Genomic DNA, 19,374 nt, shown 5'->3' on the forward strand with positions numbered 1-19,374 from the left:
TTGACTGGCCCACCGCGGCCAGCGCTGACCTGGTACTGGATCCCACCAAGGCGAGAACTACGCCAGCAGGTCGGCTTCCCGTCTCACTTACGCCTGCCAAGAGCGCAGAAGAACGTGGCAAGACCAGCGCACCCTCCAAGCTCAGAGTGACAGTCGCGAGCCGATCGAAAGCAGACAAAGCGGGTGTCGATGGCCTGCTGCTCTCCGTAACACCAGACGAGACGGCAGCACAGAAGCAGTCCGTCAAGGTCACCGTCGACTACGACACCTTCAAAGACGCCTACGGCGGAGACTGGGCAGCCCGACTGCGGCTGGTCCAGCTGCCCAACTGCTCGCTGACCACACCGCAAAAGGACCAGTGCCGCAACGCTCAGCCGCTGAGATCCTCGAACGACACAGAACGCAAGACTCTCAGCGCAACAGCCACAGCGATGGCCGCCACCCCCACAGTCCTGGCGGCCGTCGCTGGCGCCGAAGGCACCTCCGGCAGCTTCAAGGCGACCCCCCTGCAGCCGTCGGGAGCCTGGAACGCCGGCAACTCGACCGGATCCTTCAACTGGTCCACGGACATCGGAATGCCCGCGGTCCCGGGTGACCTGGTGCCCAAAGTCGAACTCAGATACTCCTCCCAGAGCGTCGACGGGCGGACAGCAGCCTCGAACAACCAAGCAGGCTGGATCGGTGACGGCTGGTCGATGGAGCCCGGATACATCGAACGGCGCTACAAGTCGTGCAACGACGACAAGGACGAGGGCAGCGCCACCAAGGTCGGCGACCAGTGCTGGTACAACAACAACGCTGTCCTTTCCCTCGGCGGCAAGACCACCGAACTCATCTATGACGCTGCCAAAGGCTGGCACCCTGAGCAGGACAGCGGCGAAAAGGTCGAAAAGCTCACTGGTGCGGACAACGGCGACAAGGGAACAGCAGGCGTCGACGGCGTAGGTGAACACTGGAAGATCACGGCCACCGACGGAACCCAGTACTTCTTCGGGCTCAACAAGCTCAAGGGCTGGAGCGACCACGGAACCGGGGCAGACGACCCCCTCACCAACTCCACCCTCACCATGCCGGTCTTCGGCAACCAAACGGGCGAGCCCTGCTACAACGTGTCCTTCGCCTCCGCCTGGTGCCAGCAAGCCTGGCGCTGGCAGCTCGACTACGTAGTCGACCCCCACGGCAACGCGATGGCCTACTACTGGAAAACCGAGAACAACAACTACGGGCGCAACGTCTCCACCACCACCGGCACCGCAACTGCCACCCCCTACCAGCGGGCCGGCTACCTCGATCGCATCGAGTACGGACTGCGCAACGAAAGCGTCTACACGGCCAAGGCCATGGCCCGCGTCGACTTCGGGGTGACCGAGCGCTGCCTGACCAATTGCGGGACATTCAACGCAGCCAACGCCTCCAACTGGCCCGACGTGCCCTTCGACCTCTACTGCAAGGAAGAAGCAACCGACTGCAAGGACCAGTACTCGCCAAGCTTCTGGTCCCGCAAGAGGCTCACCAGCATCAACACCAGTCTCCTCACCGGCGGCTCCTACGCACCAGTCGACACCTGGACGCTCAAACAGGGATTCCCCGCATCAGGCGACGGCATTTCCACCCCGATGTGGCTCGAGTCCATCCAGCACACCGGAAAAGCGGGAGGCAGCACCACTCTGCCCCCGATCACCTTCGCCGGCGTCCAGATGGCGAACCGGGTGGACAAGACCGGCGACGGCCTCGCCCCCTTCATCCGCCTGCGCATGTACCAGGTCACCAACGAGAGCGGCGGCACAGTCGGAGCCGAGTACTCCCGACCCGACTGCACCGCGACCACCCTGCCCCCCTCGGACGGGACCAACAAGACGCGCTGCTACCCGGTCAAGTGGGCCTTCGAAGGAAACACCGCGAAGGAGGACTGGTTCAACTCCTATGTGGTGACCAAGGTTCTCGAGGGTGACAACGTCGCCGAAACGCCCGATACCACCACCCAGTACACCTACCTCGACGGTGCCGCCTGGACGAAGAGCACCGACGAATTCATCAAGGAGAACGACCGCACCTACTCCGTCGCGCGAGGCTACGGCCGAGTGCAGACACGCAAGGGCGGAACCGAAGAGGGCCCGACCCTCGCCGAAACCCGCTACTTCCGCGGAGTCGACGGGGCGGCCGTCAAGGACTCCGCAGGTGTATCGGTCATTGACCGGGAACAGTTCGCCGGCCGCGTACGCGAAGCCATCACCTACAACGGGGATGACACCAGCAAACTCGTCTCAGCCATCTCCTACACACCCTGGCGATCCGCGGCAACGGCCAGCCGGCCCCGCACCGGCCAGTCCGATCTGCAGGCATATCTCAGCGGCACGGCGAAGGACGAGGCACGCACCAAAACCGCCGCGGGGGAGTACAAGACTTCGATCACGCGCACCTTCAACAAGTACGGACAGGTCGCCACAGAGTCAGACACGGGTGACACGGCCAGGACGAACGACGAGAAGTGCTCCACCACGACCTACGCGGCCAACACCGCGACCAACCTGCTCAGCCTCGTGGCGCAGAAGAGAACCGTCGCCACCCTGTGCGGGGTCGCTGACCCAGGCGCAGACGGCGTGATCAGTGATCAGCGGAACTACTACGACGGAGCCACGTCGCTCACCGCTGCACCGACCAAGGGGAACGCCACCAAGGTCGAGACCATCAACGGAGCGGGCACCGGCTACACAACGACGGGATCGACGCCTGCGGCCGACTTCGACGTCTACGGCCGGGCGCTTTCTGTCACCGACGTCTACGGCAAGACGACGAGAACGAGTTACACCCCCGCCACAGGACAGGTGCCGACCAAAAGGCAGGTCGTCAACCCGCTCGGCCACACCATCACCACTGAGCTCGACCCTCTGCGCGGCCAGCCGCTCAAGGTGACCGACGCCAATGCCCGCGTCACCTCAGCGATCTATGACCCGCTGGGCCGGGTCACTAAGATCTGGCAGCCCACCCGCTCCGCAGCGACCTACCCCGACAGCCCCAGTCAGACCTTCGCCTACCAGATTCGCAACAACGGACCCGTCCTCGTCACCACCACCGCGCTCAACCACAACGGCGCCTACCGGACCTTGTACACGTTCTACGACGGGCTTCTGCGGGAGATCGAGACACAGGACCCGTCGCCCGATGACGCCGGGCGGCTGATCACCGAGACCTCCTACGACAGCCGCGGGCAGGCATGGCGCAACTCGGGTGTCTACTACGCTACCGGAGCAGCCGAGCCGGTGCCCGTCACCGCCCAGGAACTCAACTACCCCTCCGCCACGGAGACCCGCTTCGACGGAGCCGGCCGCGTCACTGCCGTGATCGCCAAGAAGTTCGGCGACGAAACCAAGCGCACCATCACCACGTACACCGGAGACACCACCACCGTTGTACCCCCGTCGGGAGGTACCGCCAGCACCACGGTGGCCGACGCCCTGGGCCGGATCACGGAGCTGAAGCAGTACACCAACACCGGTCGCACCACATCGCAGTCGACGAAGTACACCTACAACAAGCACGGACGCCTCGAGCAGGTCACCGACCCCTCGGGTGCCAAGTGGGCCTACGGCTATGACGCGGCGGGCCGCCAGGACTACGTGGACGACCCCGACAAGGGCGAGACCACGACCGTCTACGACAAGGGCGGTCGCGCCACGGACGTGACCGATGGCAGAAAGATCACGCTGCACACCGACTATGACGACCTGGGACGCCCCACAGCACTCACGCAAGGAACCACGAAGCGCGCCTCCTGGGAGTACGACAAGGCCATCAAGGGCCTCGGCCAGCTCTACAGGACCACCCGCCACAACGGAAATGACGCCTACACCAGCACCATCAACAACTACAACGCCCTCTACACACCTGTAGGCACCACTGTCACAATCCCGACTGCCGAAGGCGCCTTGGCGGGAACCTACGCCTGGACCGACGTCTACAACCCGCACACCGGGCAGCTCATGGAGACGGCACAACCAGCCGTCGGCGGCCTCCCGGAAGAGGACGTCGTCAACGCCTACGCCTACGGCTCGAGCCTTCCCATGTCGGTCTCCGCCGGAGACGACACGCTTCTGGCGTCGGTCAAATACGACCACTACGGACGCCTGGCCGAGCGGCAATTCGGAGCCTTCGCCAAGCACCTGTGGAAGACCAACGAATACGACCAGCACACCGGTGCGCTGACCCGCGCGTTCACCGACCGCGAGGCGGCCCCCCAGCGTATCGACGACGTCCGCTACACCTACGACCCCGCCGGCAACATCAAACGCATCCAGACCGTCACCGGTCAGGATGCCCCTGCCCTCAGCGATACCCAGTGCTTCGCACTCGACACCCTGCGCCGCATCACCGAAGCCTGGACCTCCACCGACAACTGTGCTGCGCCTGCTTCCGTTAGCACGGTCGGTGGACCCGACCCGTACTGGACCTCGTACTCCTACGACGCCGTGGGCAACCGGAAGACCGAAACCCAGCACACCGCCGCCGCGGGGCCCGCAACGGACACAGTCCGCACGTACGCCGCACCGGAAGCCGGGACTCACAATCTGCCCGGCATCACACAGAGTGGGTCCGATGCCCGCACCGAGACCTACACCTACGACGGCGCCGGCAACACCGAAACCCGGAAGATCGGCAACGACGCCACCCAGGACCTGAAGTGGGACGCTGAGGGGCACCTCGCATCCGTCAGCGAGGTGACCGACACCACCAGCTACCTCTACGACACAGCAGGGCAGCGCCTCATTCGCCGGGACTCCACCGGGACCACGCTCTACCTGCCCAAGGGCAACGAACTCCACCTGGACAAGGCCAGCAAGGTCACCGGCACCCGCTACTACACGGCCGCCGACGAAACGGCAGCCGTACGTACCGGCGGCAAGATCACCTTCCTGATCAGCGACCACAACGGCACAAGCACCACCCAGGTCACCGCAGACAGCAGCCAGACGGTCACTCGCCGGCAGAGCACCATCTTCGGGGCGCCCCGCGGCGCAGAGCCCACTGCCTGGGACGGCGACAAGGGGTTCGTAGGGGGAACCCGAGACACCGACACCGGCCTCACCCACCTGGGCGCACGCGAGTACGACCCGGCCACCGGCCGCTTCATCAGCGTCGACCCGATCATGGACATAGCCGACGCCCAGCAAATGCACGGCTACACCTACTCCAACAACAACCCGGTCACCTACTCCGACCCCAGCGGCCTGTGCATGGATCCCGGAAACGGACGGTGCCAGCCGGATGACGGAGGACAGAACCACGGAAAGCCTGACCCCGACTTCCCGATCAACCTGAACCCAGATGACGGAATCGACAACTCACATCTCCCGACCACCAACCTCGGCTCCGGAGAGTCACAGCTTCCGCCGAAGAAGGCAATTCACCTATACGTCGGTAAGAAAAGGGACCTGACGAACCTCCTCGGGATGGTGACGAAGTGGCAGTACTACCAGCCTGAAATGAGCATTGAGCTCAATACGGAACTCTTCCTGCGTGAGCAGTGTTCCTTCAGCTTCGTGCAGGGGTGCGATGAGTTCAGGAAGTTCTACGACGGCTGGAAGCACGTAGATAAAATCCCGACACCTGATACCTGCCCCATCTGTGGGAACGTAGGATTCCAGGCCATCATGGCCAAGATTCTCAATCGAGGCGGCTGCGGAAAATGCTTTCTCGCGGGAACCGAAGTCCTGATGGCCGACGGCACGACGAAAAAAATTGAAGAGGTGAAACCGGGAGACGAAGTCCAAGCTGCGGATCCCGAGACAGGAAAAACGGGGGCTCGCCGCGTCACTGCACTCATCGTCACGGAGGACGACAAGCACTTCAATGAACTCTCGATAACTTCGAAAACCGGCGCCAGCAAGCTCACTGCCACGCACGAGCACCCCTTCTGGTCCCCGTCCGAGAATCGCTGGATCACAGCGGACGGCCTGAAGCCCGGCATGACACTGCTCACCGACTCGGGTGGAACAGCGACGGTCACAGGCAACCGAAGCTACGACCAGCAGGCACGCACATACAACCTCACCGTCGACGACATGCACACGTACTATGTACTGGCTGGCGCCACGCCGGTACTCGTGCACAACAGTTGCGGAGTGTTCGACAATAAAATGTCGAAAACCCTTGACCGGGAGCTTTCTCTGGCGGACAGATTGGGTGTTACACCTTCTGGCGCTGGATCTGCCGGCTTTGATTCCGCAGTCGGTTCCGGGACCATCAAATGGGCGGTTCGGGAGGACGGAAGCCTCGTAGTCGTGCCGAAGTTTGTCGATGGTCAAGAGATTTCACACTCGGTGCTCTCCCGCGGGGCCCCGGTTCGCGCGGCCGGTGAAGCTGATATCGCTGGCTCATCGGGGGACGGGTTCTTCGGGTTGGATATCAACAACCACAGTGGTCATTTCCGGCCATCGAATGAGAGTCTACAAATCGGTAGAGATGCATTTGCTGCGGCGGGAGTTCATTTCTGATGATCGGACTAGATGATCTGGCGTCGCTCGACCTGCGGTCGCTCTCTGAGGTCCTGGCCGCGCACGCTCCGAGAGTCCCTGACCTGGGTAGCGACCAGTGGCTTGGCGTCGTTGAGCTGATGACGATGCGCCTGACGGACGAGTGCAGCTCTCTGCCCGTGGAGTCGTGGGCTACCTGTTCGCTGGCACTTGAGTACGCTCTCGAGGCTGCGGTGGCCTTGGGCTCTATCGATCAGCGTGAGAGCGTGATTCGCCGCCTGAATCTCTCTGTGGCTCTTTTGCGGCAGGTTCCGGTGAACACTGAAGTCGACATCCTCAATCCGGGGCATCTAATCGACCTCCTATTTCAAGAGCTTCCGATTTCAAGCGATGAAGCTCGTGATCTATCGGTAGAATGGCGCGCCCTCGACATTGCGCAGATTCGAATTCTGAGGGCTGCTAAGAATCTCGTTTCGCCAGCCCTGGGTCTTGCGAGACTGGCACCCAGAGAGATTGATGGGCGGTTGAAGGCGTGGGAAGAAGTTTTTCCTTCGCTTCCATGAGTGGCTGACTGAGAAGGCCCGCCAAGACTGGCGGGCCTTCTTGGCGTTTTGACGGCAGCGATTGACGGCAACGTCAGTGGACAGCGGTTTGGACGAGTGGCGGTTCATCGCTGTCGTTGGGCCCGCTGGTGCCCTCCGCGGGGTCACGGAGGGTGCGGCTGAGGAGGTCGACGGCGTCGCGCTGGAGGCGGAGCCGGACGTGGGCGTAGAAACCCGAGCGCCAGGAGGCCCTGTTGTCGCAGTTTTACGTGGCCGGTTCCGGTGGAGTGTCCCGCGGAACTCCTGGCCCGCCACCGCGCGGGCGGCGAACGCCTGCAGCGGGTCGGGCAGCAGTACCTTCAAAGACAGTCTCGCCTCAGCGTTATGGGTGTCAGCCCCAGGAACTTGCACGACACGCGCTGCCCTACCTGAACAACATCGGCGGGATCATTGAGCTAGCTCAGTGCCAGGTACCTCACTGACTTCCCGGGGCCGCGTATGCGTCTGAGGTGCTGAGTGGACAGGATTTCAGCCGCCCGGCACATGCTCATGCACATCACGTACCGGCCTCCCTCGTAGGCTGAGCCTCAGCACCGCGTGGTGCGCGAGGGGGCGGGGCGACGGCCTCCTGTAACGGCGCGCACCGGCGCCCTGTCATGAGCTGATTCAGCCGAGCGGGAACCGGGGAGCCCGATACAGCGTGTGCTGTCACGCCGCCGACGGCAGTTGGTCAGACTCTCCCCCAGCCGTTACTGGAATTCTCAATGCATCTGCGGGATTCTCATCAAGCTTGCTGGACTACAGGTCGAAGCCCTGATCAGGCGGAAGAAGCACACCGGGGTATCTCTCAAGTCATCTGCATCCTCGCAGGTCCAAGCGATGCCTGTACCGCGACAAGAAGGAGAACTCACACCGACCGGCGACACATGTGATGCGCGGGAGCCTGATCTGCTGGAGACGCCTCAAGAAGACCCGCACATGATCGTGTTACGGGCTCGAAGCGATGTCACTGCTGGGCTATTTCGAAGCGGGGGCGCCTGGAGGGGGAGAAACATCGTTTGCTGATGTGGTCCTCTTGTATGGCGGCGCTGACGTCGCCGTCAGCGGCGTCGCCCCTTGAGTTCGGGTCCGGCGAAGCCTTCCTCACTGGGATTCCTCGTACTCTGAACGCTACGACCGAAAAACGTCGCAGCCGTACGGAGCAGTTCGAACGATCTCACCACTTGCAGCAACGCCGCCCCACTGCCGGGAGTTCGGGTTGCCCACCACGCGCTCAGCTTGTTCTTTATTACTACGTACGTCGAGACCGTTTAGCTCGATCACGGGTTGACGCGGATGAGATAGGGGTTCATGTCGTCTTCGGCGTCCACTGCATCGAAACCGGCGGACCCAAGAATCGCTATCAAGGTTGCATGCATTTGCTCTACAACATAGCTGAAATGCCTGAAGATCGGCGAATCAATACCATCTTCCAGGGCGTTCTTTGCCGCGCTTTCATTCAGGGATGAACTTGCATTCCATTGGACGAAAACACCTCCCCTGGAATCGCCGGCCGGATCAACCGAGACCATAGCACCCTGAAGTTCGGTTGCGTGATCCACGTTTTGTTGCACGGCAAAACCGGCTGCCGCCAATGCCTCGGCCACCTTGACGGCTCGTTCGTTCCATTCGGCGATCTCGCCTCGCTTGCTCTCATAGTTTCGAACATTAAAGCTCCGTTGGTGTTGTTGTGAAGGGTGAGTGGGCGGCCCAGTAGGCCGCCCACTCACCTCTAGCATGTGCGATGCCACCTGATCAAGCTGGTGGCTATGGGCGTCCCTGCTTCTGGATCATGTCGGCCAGCAGTCCCTCGAATGCACGATTCATGGTGGCGTTCGATCCCCACTGCACCGACCACGTTATTTCCGTACCTTCCTTGAGAAGGTTCTCCAGATTGGGTCCGCATACGGGGCACGGCTGCCGTTCGGTATAGAGAGCACTGATCCGCTTCGGCGAGAACTCTTTCACCGCCAGCTGCTCAAGAATGTGATCCTCAGCGTGAAACCCTCCGCCCTTACTGAGCCTCTTTCATCCTGTGCTGGCAGGTGAATCTGGCTGGTCAGGGTGTGTGGTGACGAGACAGGGCCTCTCGTCGTTGGCGTGGTGATCTCACTCATCACACCGGCGACCGAAGAGGCCCTGTTGGTTCCGTATCCTGCCATGGTCGACGTCCCTCATGAGCTCGTCGAGCATGTCTCCTGGTTGCTGTACGAGCACCGCCTGACGCGCAACACTCGCTGGCGCAAGCTCGGTTGCTTCAAGCAGGCACTGCTCACGCTCGTTCATCTGCGTAAGAACGAGACGTTCTCGCAGCTCGGAGCGGGTTTCGGGATATCCCAGGCCACCGCCTGGCGGTACGTCGACGAGACCTTGGACGTCCTGGCCTCCTGGGCGCCCGGCCTCCACGAAGCCCTCACCGGCCTCGGCGAGGGCGACCACGTCATCGTCGACGGCACCCTGATCCCCACCGACCGAATCCGCGCGGACGAGCCGTACTACTCGCAAAAGCACCGCAAGCACGGCATGAACGTGCAGGTAATCGCCCGACCCGACGGCACACCGCTCTGGTTCTCCCGAGCCACGCCAGGACGCACCCACGACCTGACCGCGGCCCGCGCCCACGGCATCGTCCAAGCCTGCCTCACCCAGCAGATCCTCGTCCTCGCCGACCGCGCCTACCAGGGCGCCGGCGCCACCTTCCGCACCCCGTACTACCACCACCGCGAACAGCCCGAGCACTACCAGCAGTTCAACCGGGACCACGCCCGGCTGAGAGCTCCGGGCGAACGCGCCTTCGCGCAACTGAAGTCCTGGCGGCTGCTCCGGCGAGCAAGATGCTCCACCCGCCGCATCGGCACCATCGTCCAGGCCGTCCATACCCTACTGACCTGCGACTACAGAGGATGAAAGAGGCTCACTGAAACCGATCACGAGATCTCCGGTTTCCGCGTCATTCCAACCGGGAACTTTTGCGACGGCCACATTCCTGCCGGCCCATACGCCGAACCCTGCTTCGATCCTCGATCGGTAAGCCATGTTGGAGAGTTCGGTGCTGTTGTATGCGATCAATCCGTCACAGGAGTATTCGGGAACCGGAGTTCCGATAGTTCCCATCGGGGCAATGGAGACAGCACGCGAATCTATACCGTGGGCGACCCGCGAAACCTTCCGGCAAGAGGCGTAGACCTTTTCCGCCATCTTCCCGGCAATTCCGGTCAGGGCCTCGTCAGAAAGCCTGAGGACGCTCAGGGCCTTCCATGCGTCGAGAAAACCGATGCCGGTCCTGGCAGCGCCGTCCACAGCACGGATAGCATCGGCGATGGGCCGGAGGATCTTGCCGGCGAACAGAGACGCAACGTCCACCATGGCCCAGGCGCAGCCGCCCCAGCTTCCGTTCTGGCCGCCGGGAGTGAGCGCTTGGGTGCAGCGGATCCAACTGCCGAAGAGGATGTCGATGGGGTCGACGCCCTGCTGGTACTCCGCGATCGTGATGGTGTGGGTGACCTTGGTTTTCAGGGTGTCGGTCTTGGTCTCGCCCAGGTACAGCGTGTCGTTCGAGAAGCACGTGTTGTCGAACACTTCGACGGCACACAGGTACAGGTCGAGTTCGGCTTTGTAGCTGATCTCCTGGGTCATCGTGCAGTCGCCCTTGTAGGCGATCTGGTCCCAGAAGCCGTCGCAGCCGTCGGTCTTTTTCAAGACCTTTGGCTTGCCGACCTGGTCGATCTTGTTGATGACGTAGAAGAGACCGCCGATGGATGCGCCGGCTGCGTCCGGGACAGTGCCGGTTTCGATCTGGCTGGCGTTGCCCGCGTCCTCGGTCTGCTTTGCCGCCTCTTGGGCGGACTCTGCGTGTTTCTGGGCGTCCTTGGCGGCTTCCTCTGCGGCTGTGGCGGCGGCGTCGGCCCGCTCGGCGGCTGTTCTTGCCTGGTCGGCTGACTCGTTCGCTCGGGTGGCGGCTGCGCGGGCGGCGTCGGCGTCCAGGGCGGCGGCGTCCGCGGAGGTGCGGGCTGATTGCGCGTGGCCATCTGCGCGGCCGGCGGCCTTGTCTGCGGCTGCCGCGTCTGCGGTGGACTGGGACTGGTATCCGATGGTGCGTGCCAGGGACTGCTGGGCTTTCGCCGCCGCGGTCGCTGCTCCGGCCGCGTAGTTCAGTGCCTCCTTGGAGTAGCCGCGGGCGTCTGCGGAGTGCTTGGCGGCGTTCGCGGCGTGCTGGTAGGCGGCCTTGGCGTCACCTTGTGCCTGATTGGCGATGCTCTGGGCGGCTGCGGCTTCCTGTGCCGCGTTGAGGGCGTGCGCGTTCGCGACAGCCTTCTGCTGCTCGGCAATGGTTTTCGCCGCCTGGCCGGACAGGACCACGAGGGACGCGGCGGAGTCCTTGGTGACGTAGGGCGAGCCGAGCTGGATGGCGTCGTTGGCGGGAGCCGCTACCTGCGCCGCCGCCTTCCCGGCGTCCACCGCGGCCTGAGCGGTGACGTAGGCGAATCCGGCTGCCTTGGCCGCTGCGGCGGTGGCCTTGTTGGCCTCGGTCTTGGCCGCGTCGGCCTGAGTCTTGGCCGTCTTCGCCTTCGTCTCGGCCTCGTTGGCCATCTTGACCGACAGGGCGGCGTCGGCTGAGGCTCGCTCGGAGGCGTCGATGGCATCCGCGGCGGCGCTGGTCGCGGTACTGACCGCGGCGTCCGCCCGCAGTTTCGCCGCCTGCGCCCCGTCTGCGGCAGCCCGGGAGCTCTTCGCCGCCGCCTCCGCACGGGTCGCCGCGGCGTCCGCGTCGGCCGCGGCCTTGGTGGCCGCGTCGGCGGCGGTTTCAGCCCGGCCTGCTGCTGCCTCGGCGTCGTCCGCATGCCGGTCGGCCTCATTGGCCGCCGCCCGCGCGGCGTCCGCCGCTTCCCCCGCGTCCAGGGATTCGGCGTAGGCGTCCTTGGCGGCCGCCCGTACGGCTCCAGGGGCTGGAGCCTTTGTTCACCGGTGGCGCCCCGGGTGCCAGTGAAGGCGTTGCCGATCTGGACAGGCAGGTGGAGGTGGGTCATCAAACGCACCATGTCCTGGCTGACCAGTTACCGCCGTCTCAACCACCGCTACGAACGCTACCCCCGCAACTACCTGGCCTTTCTCGGACGAGCCGCCGCTCTCTGCTGCTACAAACGGTTCCTCAAACTGACCATGTAGAACACGGTCTAAGACGCCATCTCATTTGGCGAGTCTGCGGTAGCAGATGAGGGTGCAGGCGATGCTCGTGAAGGCGAGGAAGTGGTCGGCCTTGCGTTCGTAGCGTCGGTGGAGGCGGCGGCAGCCGGCGAGCCAGGCCATGGTGCGCTCCACGGTCCAACGATGGCGGCCCAGCCGTTGCGAGGACTCGACTCCCTTGCGGGCGATGCGATGGGTGATGCCGCGACCGCGTAACCATCGCCGCAGGTGGGCGTAGTCGTAGCCCTTGTCGGCGTGGAGTTTGGCGGGCTTGCGCCGTCGCCGGCCGCGTCGCGAGCGGATCGGCGGGATGCCCTTCACGAGCGGGATCAGAGCCTGACTGTCGTGCACGTTGGCCTCGGAAATGCCGACGGATATGGGCAGACCCGACCGTTCCGTGATCATGTGGATCTTCGAGCCGTACTTGCCCCGGTCGACAGGATTCGGACCTGTCAGGTCCCCCTTTTCAAGGCCCGCATGTTCACCGAGTCGATCGCGCACCGCGACCAGTCCAGCTCACCGCGGGCACCGAGTTCGTCAAGGACCAGGCGGTGGAGCTTCGCCCACACCCTGGCCTTCGACCACTCCGAGAACCGCCGGTGGGCGGTCGCTCCGGACGGGCCGAACGACGCCGAAGGCAGCTGCTGCCAGGTACAACCCGACGTCGCCACGAAGACGATCGCCGCCAGCACTTCCCGGTCGCCATGCCGACGCCGACCACCACCCTGCGGCCGCGACGGCGCCTCCGGCACCACCCGCTGGAACAACGCCCACAACTCGTCCGGCACCAACCGCTCAACGATCCCCACCATGACTCACAGAATACCGAGTCGCCCAAATGAGATGGCTTCTAAATCGGCAGGCCACAGACTCAAAGGCCTCACCCGGTCCCCGCAGGCGCGACGCCGCGACGGTCTCGTCGTCGGGGGCGAGGAAGAACACGATGTCGTGGGCCACCCGCGCATGGTGACAGGCAGCCGAGCAGACGCGGGTGCTGCGTAATGGGTCTCAGTTGTCCGATCGGTGGGCCACCTTGGCTGCGTAGGCCGTTCTGACGGCTCCGGGGCTGCCCATCGGTCGGCAGCGGCGGGGCTGTTGTCGAGGAGCCGCTCGAGGACGCCCGCGGGCATCGTGGTGCAGATGTCGAGCAGGCCCGCGCAACGACCGGACTCGGAGGGGAGTCCGATTTTCCGGAGCCGGGCGAAGAGCTGGCCGCTGGTCAGAGGGCCTGGAGGATCGAAGGGACCTGCGATCCGAGCCGAAGGATGAGCGGACCGCTGCGATCGCGGCGCCGTAGACGTCCGGTCAGGCGTTCATACACTCCGACGCAATGGAGTTGGGGCGCCAGACAGCCGACGTCGCGGCGCACCCCGTCCATACCCGGGCGGCGGAGCGGGCGAGCGTCCCTGACGACCACGCGGGGGTTTCCGGACAGCTTCGGGATGTGAGTGAGGCCACGACTTCCGGCGTTTGACGGGAAATTCCTCACGATGTTGACGCTTCTTCCTCAAAAACTTCTGCCGTGATCCAGTTTCGGCACCCGAACAGCAAGATCAACATCGTTGAACCCTGCACCGCCCATTTCACCCTGTCCGTATGGCGGCCAACCACCCCGACACGAGTACTGCCTCCCGCGCATGTGGCTGTAGGCATATTCCAGAACGGCATGCCGGGCGCGCCGACCCTGACCGAGTCGATCGCCCTTCCGGTGATTCGCCGTCATTCAAGGGGGGTCCGGAGGCATCTGCCTTCGGTTTCCGCTCACCACCGCCACACTTGGGGGACTTTCCCATGTCTCAACTCACCCGTCGCCGCGCCCTCGGAGCTACGGCGACGGTTCTGACCGGCCTCCTCCTGACCGGCTTCGCGCGGACGGCAGGGGGAGCGTCCGAACCTCGGACCGCCGGCCCGAAGCCCCACGAGGGGCACGCGGGGCATGAAGGCCCACAGCCGTTCGGCGAGACCTTTCGGGGGCGCCGCATCGAGGGCGCGCCGTCGCACGCCGATGGGCATCACGGGGGTTACACCGTGCAGATCGACGGCGAGGAACTGCACGTTATGCAGAACGCGGACAGCACCTGGGTCAGCGTCATCAACCACTACGAGACGTTCGCCACTCCGCGTGCGGTCGCCCGGGCGGCAGTGATCGAGCTCCAGGGCTCCGGACTCGTGCCCCTGGCCTGATCCCCCGCCCGCGCGATTCCGCTGACCATTTCCTGAACCGGGGAGCACCCTCATGACCGTACGCAAGAACCAGGCGAGCCTCACGGCCGCCGAGAAGCGAAGCTTCGTCGACGCGCTCCTGGAGCTCAAGCGCACCGGCCAGTACGACACGTTCGTCACCACCCACAACCTCTTCATCATGAGCGACACCGACAGCGGTGACCGGGTGGGCCACCGGTCACCGTCCTTCCTGCCCTGGCACCGCAGATTCCTCATACAGTTCGAGCAGGCGCTCCAGGCCATCGACCCCGCCGTCGCCCTGCCCTACTGGGACTGGACGGCGGACCGTACCGCCTCGGCCTCCCTGTGGGCACCCGGCTTCCTCGGAGGCAGCGGCCGGAGCCGGGACGGGCAGGTCACCGAGGGGCCGTTCGCCGTCAGCGGCGGCAGATGGCCGGTCAGGGTGACGGTCGACGGGCGCGGCTTCCTGCGTCGCGCCCTCGGGTCCGGCGTACCGCAGCTGCCGACCCGCGCCGAGGTCGACTCGGTCCTCGCCCTGCCCACCTACGACACCGCGCCCTGGAACAGCGCGTCAGACGGCTTCCGCAACCACCTCGAAGGCTGGCGCGGCGTCAATCTCCACAACCGCGTGCATGTGTGGGTGGGCGGTCAGATGGCCACCGGCGCCTCGCCCAACGACCCGGTCTTCTGGCTGCACCACGCGTTCGTCGACCGGCTCTGGGCGCAGTGGCAGGCACGACACCCCCGCTCCGCCTACCTGCCCGCCGCGGCGACGAGGAACGTCGTGAGCCGCAACGACGTCATGCGCCCCTGGAACGATGTGACGCCTGCCGAGATGCTGGATCACACGAAGTTCTACACCTTCGACACGCTGGCGTAGCGCCGCCTGCGGTGGGAGACCGCACCGCCAGGGGGGACCGCACCGCGGAGGTTGCGCCTATGACTTCGTTCGTTTTTCGGTTCTGGTTCAACTTCTGTGGTGCCGGCTCGGCGATCGGTTCACTGGGACCCGAACGATGGACACCAGCAGGTCAGCCCACTGGTCCGACACGGGCACGGGCGCGTACGGCCCAGCCACAGAAGTTGAGCCAGAACCCGAATTCGGCGTCCCGGGCGAACTCGGGCCGGATCACCTTCACCGCGGCCGGCTGCCCGCCCGGCGAGGAGGCGACACCTGTCCCATTCCGCCCTCGCCCAGCCGTGCCGCCAGCCAGAAGTCCCCCAGCTCCGCCGGGTGCTGCGCCTGGAGTGCCGTGAACCGGAATTGCGCTGTCGACATGCCGCTCCTCTCCCCGTCACCCGCCGCTGTGTGGCAGCCCCACCTGGAAGAGGGCTTCGCCCCGCTCTCAGGCACTGTCCGCGGCCACAGTGTCGTACGTGTCGCGCCCTGGGAAGAAGAACGCAGGGTCTGGGTGACGTCGTTGACGTTCGCCGCGGTCGTGATGACCTTGAGCGGGGTGCCGCGACCGTCGCAGATCAAGTGGTGTTTGGTGCCGACACCGGTCCGTTGTCGGTCGACCGGCAACGGACCGGTGTCGGCACCCCCTTTTCCGCCCGGACGTGGGAACCATCCACGCACGCCCGTGACCAGTCGAGTTCGCCGGCCGCGTTCAGTTCTGCGAACTGCTGCCGCTGGAGCTGAGGTTCGGCTCGGGTCAGACGTGCTGGCGGCGTCTGGACCGGTGTCAGGAGGCAGGAGTCTTAGACCGGCTGCCCCAGGTCCTGCTCCGCTCCGGCCAAGGCGGCAGGAGCGGCTCGATCTGCGCCCACAAGTCGTCGTCCACGATCCACGGCCGAGTACTCACACCATCACGAACGGCCGAATCCTCACACCGGTCACGGCCAACCAGCACACTTCAACAAGATCGTGTTACGAGCTTGTAGGTTCGGGCGATGTCAGTAGATCCGTGGAAAGACCTTTCCGACTCGCTCATCAAACTGCACGACGCGCACAACAGGCAACGCAGCCAGATGATGCGCCAGGCCATGGTGTACGCCGTTGGCTCACCAGCAGACAAGGAGTGCGCGGCCGAGCCGTATGCAGGCGTCTGGGGCTCGAAGCCAGTGTCCGGGGCGGTCACGGACCTCCTGCTGCCAGTATCGGCAGCACTGGATCATCTCTATGCCGTGGCCACCCTGTTGACCGGCCCTCCGAGCATCTACGCGCCATTCACAGTGGCACGCAGCGTGATCGAGATATCCGTACAGCTCTGGTACCGCCTTGAGCCGGAGATCGGTGCCGAGGAACGAACGATCCGATACGTGAACAGCCGGCTGCGCAGTCTGTGGGAACAGTCCCAGATGTTCAGCAACGACGAGAGGGCTGAAGCACGCCAGCATCAGAGCCACACGCACCGGCGCATGGACGAGATCGTGTCTGCGGCACGGGCGCAGAACCTTCCTGTGCGTGGACGAGGCGACGGCAGACGTCCACCATCCATCGGCAGTGGCCACAAGGGGACACTGAGGCTTGCCGACGAGTGCATCTCCGTCACGGTTCCCGGCCTAGGCTCAACGTACTGGCGGCTTCTGTCCTCGATGGCTCACGGCCAGGCACACGGCCTCGTTCAAGCCTTCACCGCCTCGACGGATGGCGAGGCACCGGTGATCGAAGGTGCCTCAGTTGGAGAGCTGAAGCTGTCGGCTCAGCAGGCCGCTCTGCGCGCAGCCGGAGCCCCGCTGGCCTGCATTGCGATGTTGGATCGGCTCTATGCGTATCTCGGCTGGGACAGCACAGAGGTACGGTCGGCTGCTCAGGCGCACCTTGTCACGTGGTCGCGGATCGGTCAGATTCGTCGGCCTGGCGATCCCGTTCCTCAGGGGTAGAGGGAGGCAACGTCGGTGCGGGCGACGCTATTCATCCGGCGCATTCCGCCCGACGCTCTCGGCGACCTCGTAGACGTTGTCGAGAGCGTCGGCCAGGAGACGGGCGTCGGCGAAGCTGCGGGACTGGCACTGCGCAATCTCCCTCGCCCCGTCGTCGATTCGGCCAGCTGGCCTCAGTGAGCATGCGGACCGCCGCCTCGAGACTGATTACCTTTACCTCGGCCGACGGTCCGGCTTCCGGCCGACGCGGATCCGGGGACCATCCCCGCAGGTGCGCCTGCTCCCCGCGCCCGCGGGGATGGTCCCCGGATGGTTGCGAGCCGGAACTCGGGCTCAGGCGGGGAGGGGCTGGTCGAGGTCTTCTCCGATCTGGTCGAGGAGGTGGTCAAGGATGCGCTGAGCCTGGGTGAGGCGTTGTGTGGCGCTGTCGAGAGTGTCGAGGGCGTCGTCGAGGAGCACGGCGTGGAGGTCTGCGGCGGGGCTTTCCAGTGTCTGCGCAATGGTGGTCCAGGCCGTGTTGACGCAGTCGTGGATTTCGTTGAATGCCGCGGTGTTCTGTGTCCTCGTTAGTGTCCTGCCTTGTGCTTTGGTGATGAGCCGCGAGATAGCCAGCTGAGCGTGTGTCAGCCTGGATCGTGCGGTTTCCACGGAGTAAGGGCCGCTGTCCGTCATGCTCACAAGGCCGTGGAACTGGTCGCTGGTGTGCTGCAGGAGATCAAGGGCGTCCTGTAGCTGCTGGTTGTCGTCGATGTGAGTGCGTTCGCCAGGGCGCCCGATGATGTGCGGGCTCGAATAGTGCAGGGTGTTCCCGTTCAGGTCGGCTACCGGCTGCGGCGGAGCGGGGCAGACAGGAAGGGAAGCGAGCTGCTGAAGACCGCCCGTGAGATCGAGCGCATCGTCGAGACTCTGGGACAGCTCTTCGTCGGCAGCTGCAAGAAGCAGATCCAGACGTGTATCAGCAGCCGTGGGGCGGCCATCTCCCGGGACGGTGTCAGCCTCGGGAACCGTAGTCTCCCGGGACATGGTGTGTTCACTCATCGTGGCCCCCTGTCTCCTCAATGAGGGTCTGCTGCAGTCGAAGCCGGGCGCGACTACGGTTTTTCCTGACGGCGGCTTCCCGCATATCAAGCGCTTGGGCGATCTCCCGGTCGGTGAAGCCGTCCTGGGCCCACGCCATGACGTGCCGTTGCAGCGGCGGCAACTGGATCAGTGCGTGCAGGACCCGCTGATTTCCCTCTTTGAGGGTCACATGGGCGATGGGACAGGTACCGCCCGGCCGATCGGGCAACGGGTCGTACGGGGTGTCCCGTTGCCCTGTCTGACGTAGGTAGCAGCGGTGAGCGACCTTGCGCAGCCATGCCCGCGGATTCCGGATGCCGTCCCATTTCTCGATGGCTACGGTGAACGCCTCATGAGCGGCATCGGCAGCCTCATAGGGGGTCGCGCCGACACGGACCAGGAACCGAGTCAGCTGCGGCATCTCGACGCGGTAGATGTCCTCAAGGCTGCTGGTCGTTAAAGCTGGCGAGGTCCCATCGATGTGTGAAGGCACCTGTGCTGTCTTCCTCGCCACGGGCGAGACCGACTCAGCCACGGCGAAGCTCCGCCGACTGCGCTCCCGTTACAACCTCGACGCTGCCGGGCCGTTCCAGCAGACGGCTGCCAGGCGGTAGGTGCCGCACGCGCTCGCTGAGACCTCGCTGCTGTACTTCGGTTCTGCGCAGTTCGGTACGGCTGGCCACGCACATGTGCAGCAGTCGGCACAACCAGCCGCACAACATCATCAGCCCTCCCCCGAGCACCGGATCCATCACGGTCCGCCTTTCCCGGCGGTGACCCGTTCACCTGCCGACACTATGTAGTGCAGGCACCCCCGCCTTTTGTGACCCCATCATCTGTGAGGTACGCCACAGGGTCGTCAGTCGAACAACCTCAGGGCCTTGCCCCGCCGGGATTGTTCGTGCGGGCGGGGAATGGGCGCAGCGGCGGGCGCTGATCGATGGCCGGCCGCCCGTACGAGGTACGGGACCCGCCCCTCTTCAGACCCGCATCATCAACAGCGGCTCCATCGCCCCCGCCATCGCCTGCACGCTCATGTTGGCCGTTTCCTCCCCGGGCCCCTCACGGGA

General features: G+C 64.6%; 11 protein-coding genes and 4 pseudogenes. 8 read left to right on the plus strand and 7 right to left on the minus strand.

What is annotated here, in order from left to right; genetic code table 11:
• Positions 1-146 precede the first annotated feature (146 nt).
• Both AC0VY3_RS17675 and AC0VY3_RS17680 read left to right on the plus strand, forming a co-directional pair.
• Positions 147-6,491, plus strand: a complete 6,345-nt coding sequence (locus AC0VY3_RS17675; RefSeq protein WP_475549995.1) for a polymorphic toxin-type HINT domain-containing protein — start codon at positions 147-149, stop codon at positions 6,489-6,491.
• Entirely contained in the window at positions 6,491-7,033 is a 543-nt protein-coding gene (locus AC0VY3_RS17680; RefSeq protein ID WP_475549996.1) for a hypothetical protein, read from the plus strand. The genes AC0VY3_RS17675 and AC0VY3_RS17680 overlap by 1 nt, the downstream gene beginning before the upstream one ends.
• Positions 7,034-8,331: 1,298 nt before the next feature.
• On the opposite strand, the gene AC0VY3_RS17685 is transcribed toward AC0VY3_RS17680, so the two are convergent.
• Both AC0VY3_RS17685 and AC0VY3_RS17690 read right to left on the minus strand, forming a co-directional pair.
• Positions 8,332-8,658 (minus strand): hypothetical protein, encoded by a 327-nt coding sequence (locus tag AC0VY3_RS17685; RefSeq protein WP_475549997.1) that lies wholly within the window; start codon positions 8,656-8,658, stop codon positions 8,332-8,334.
• Positions 8,659-8,818: 160 nt separating this feature from the next.
• Positions 8,819-9,058 (minus strand): annotated as a pseudogene (locus AC0VY3_RS17690) (nucleic acid/nucleotide deaminase domain-containing protein); the annotation flags it as partial.
• Positions 9,059-9,151: 93 nt separating this feature from the next.
• Here AC0VY3_RS17690 and AC0VY3_RS17695 point away from each other — a divergent pair.
• The gene (locus tag AC0VY3_RS17695) at positions 9,152-9,958 is read left to right on the plus strand and encodes an IS5 family transposase (RefSeq protein ID WP_475549998.1); all 807 of its coding nucleotides are present in this window, start codon (positions 9,152-9,154) and stop codon (positions 9,956-9,958) included.
• Between the two features lie 264 nt (positions 9,959-10,222).
• Here AC0VY3_RS17695 and AC0VY3_RS17700 read toward each other — a convergent pair.
• Positions 10,223-12,007 (minus strand): annotated as a pseudogene (locus tag AC0VY3_RS17700) (virulence factor); the annotation flags it as partial.
• A gap of 51 nt (positions 12,008-12,058) precedes the next feature.
• On the opposite strand from AC0VY3_RS17700, the pseudogene AC0VY3_RS17705 reads away from it, so the two are divergent.
• Positions 12,059-12,217, plus strand: a pseudogene (locus tag AC0VY3_RS17705) (IS5/IS1182 family transposase); the annotation flags it as partial.
• Between the two features lie 21 nt (positions 12,218-12,238).
• Here AC0VY3_RS17705 and AC0VY3_RS17710 read toward each other — a convergent pair.
• A protein-coding gene (locus AC0VY3_RS17710) for an IS5 family transposase (protein WP_475549999.1) occupies positions 12,239-13,047 on the minus strand; the annotation gives its coding sequence in 2 pieces (ribosomal slippage) (positions 12,239-12,699 and positions 12,699-13,047; 810 coding nt in all).
• Positions 13,048-14,026: 979 nt separating this feature from the next.
• Here AC0VY3_RS17710 and melC1 point away from each other — a divergent pair.
• Together melC1 and melC2 are read left to right on the plus strand one after the other, a co-directional pair.
• Positions 14,027-14,419, plus strand: a complete 393-nt coding sequence (gene melC1, locus AC0VY3_RS17715; RefSeq protein ID WP_242735321.1) for an apotyrosinase chaperone MelC1 — start codon at positions 14,027-14,029, stop codon at positions 14,417-14,419.
• A gap of 52 nt (positions 14,420-14,471) precedes the next feature.
• Complete coding sequence (melC2, locus tag AC0VY3_RS17720) at positions 14,472-15,299, plus strand: tyrosinase MelC2 (RefSeq protein ID WP_242735319.1); 828 nt, start codon at positions 14,472-14,474, stop codon at positions 15,297-15,299.
• Positions 15,300-15,554: 255 nt separating this feature from the next.
• Here melC2 and AC0VY3_RS17725 read toward each other — a convergent pair whose 3' ends face one another.
• The gene (locus tag AC0VY3_RS17725; RefSeq protein WP_475550000.1) at positions 15,555-15,698 is read right to left on the minus strand and encodes a hypothetical protein; all 144 of its coding nucleotides are present in this window, start codon (positions 15,696-15,698) and stop codon (positions 15,555-15,557) included.
• A 341-nt stretch (positions 15,699-16,039) separates the two neighbouring features.
• On the opposite strand from AC0VY3_RS17725, the pseudogene AC0VY3_RS17730 reads away from it, so the two are divergent.
• Positions 16,040-16,147: pseudogene (locus AC0VY3_RS17730) on the plus strand (IS5/IS1182 family transposase); the annotation flags it as partial.
• 165 nt (positions 16,148-16,312) lie between these two features.
• Positions 16,313-17,245 carry a hypothetical protein gene (locus AC0VY3_RS17735; protein WP_475550001.1) on the plus strand — a complete coding sequence of 311 codons (933 nt, stop codon included), beginning with the start codon at positions 16,313-16,315 and terminating at the stop codon, positions 17,243-17,245.
• A 333-nt stretch (positions 17,246-17,578) separates the two neighbouring features.
• On the opposite strand, the gene AC0VY3_RS17740 is transcribed toward AC0VY3_RS17735, so the two are convergent.
• Both AC0VY3_RS17740 and AC0VY3_RS17745 read right to left on the minus strand, forming a co-directional pair.
• Complete coding sequence (locus tag AC0VY3_RS17740) at positions 17,579-18,283, minus strand: hypothetical protein (RefSeq protein ID WP_475550002.1); 705 nt, start codon at positions 18,281-18,283, stop codon at positions 17,579-17,581.
• Entirely contained in the window at positions 18,276-18,839 is a 564-nt protein-coding gene (locus AC0VY3_RS17745; protein ID WP_475550003.1) for an RNA polymerase sigma factor, read from the minus strand. Before AC0VY3_RS17745 ends, AC0VY3_RS17740 begins: the two co-directional genes overlap by 8 nt.
• Between the last annotated feature and the right edge of the window lie 535 nt (positions 18,840-19,374).

The sequence above is a fragment of the Streptomyces sp. iso_384 genome (assembly GCF_056172905.1).

What these genes read in the sequence shown, in the direction of transcription:
- AC0VY3_RS17680 (WP_475549996.1), top strand. Translation starts at nt 6,491, where the DNA reads ATGATCGGACTAGATGATCTGGCGTCGCTCGACCTGCGGTCGCTCTCT.
- melC1 (WP_242735321.1), top strand. Translation starts at nt 14,027, where the DNA reads ATGTCTCAACTCACCCGTCGCCGCGCCCTCGGAGCTACGGCGACGGTT.
- melC2 (WP_242735319.1), top strand. Translation starts at nt 14,472, where the DNA reads ATGACCGTACGCAAGAACCAGGCGAGCCTCACGGCCGCCGAGAAGCGA.
- AC0VY3_RS17725 (WP_475550000.1), bottom strand. Translation starts at nt 15,698, where the DNA reads ATGTCGACAGCGCAATTCCGGTTCACGGCACTCCAGGCGCAGCACCCG.
- AC0VY3_RS17735 (WP_475550001.1), top strand. Translation starts at nt 16,313, where the DNA reads ATGTCAGTAGATCCGTGGAAAGACCTTTCCGACTCGCTCATCAAACTG.
- AC0VY3_RS17740 (WP_475550002.1), bottom strand. Translation starts at nt 18,283, where the DNA reads ATGAGTGAACACACCATGTCCCGGGAGACTACGGTTCCCGAGGCTGAC.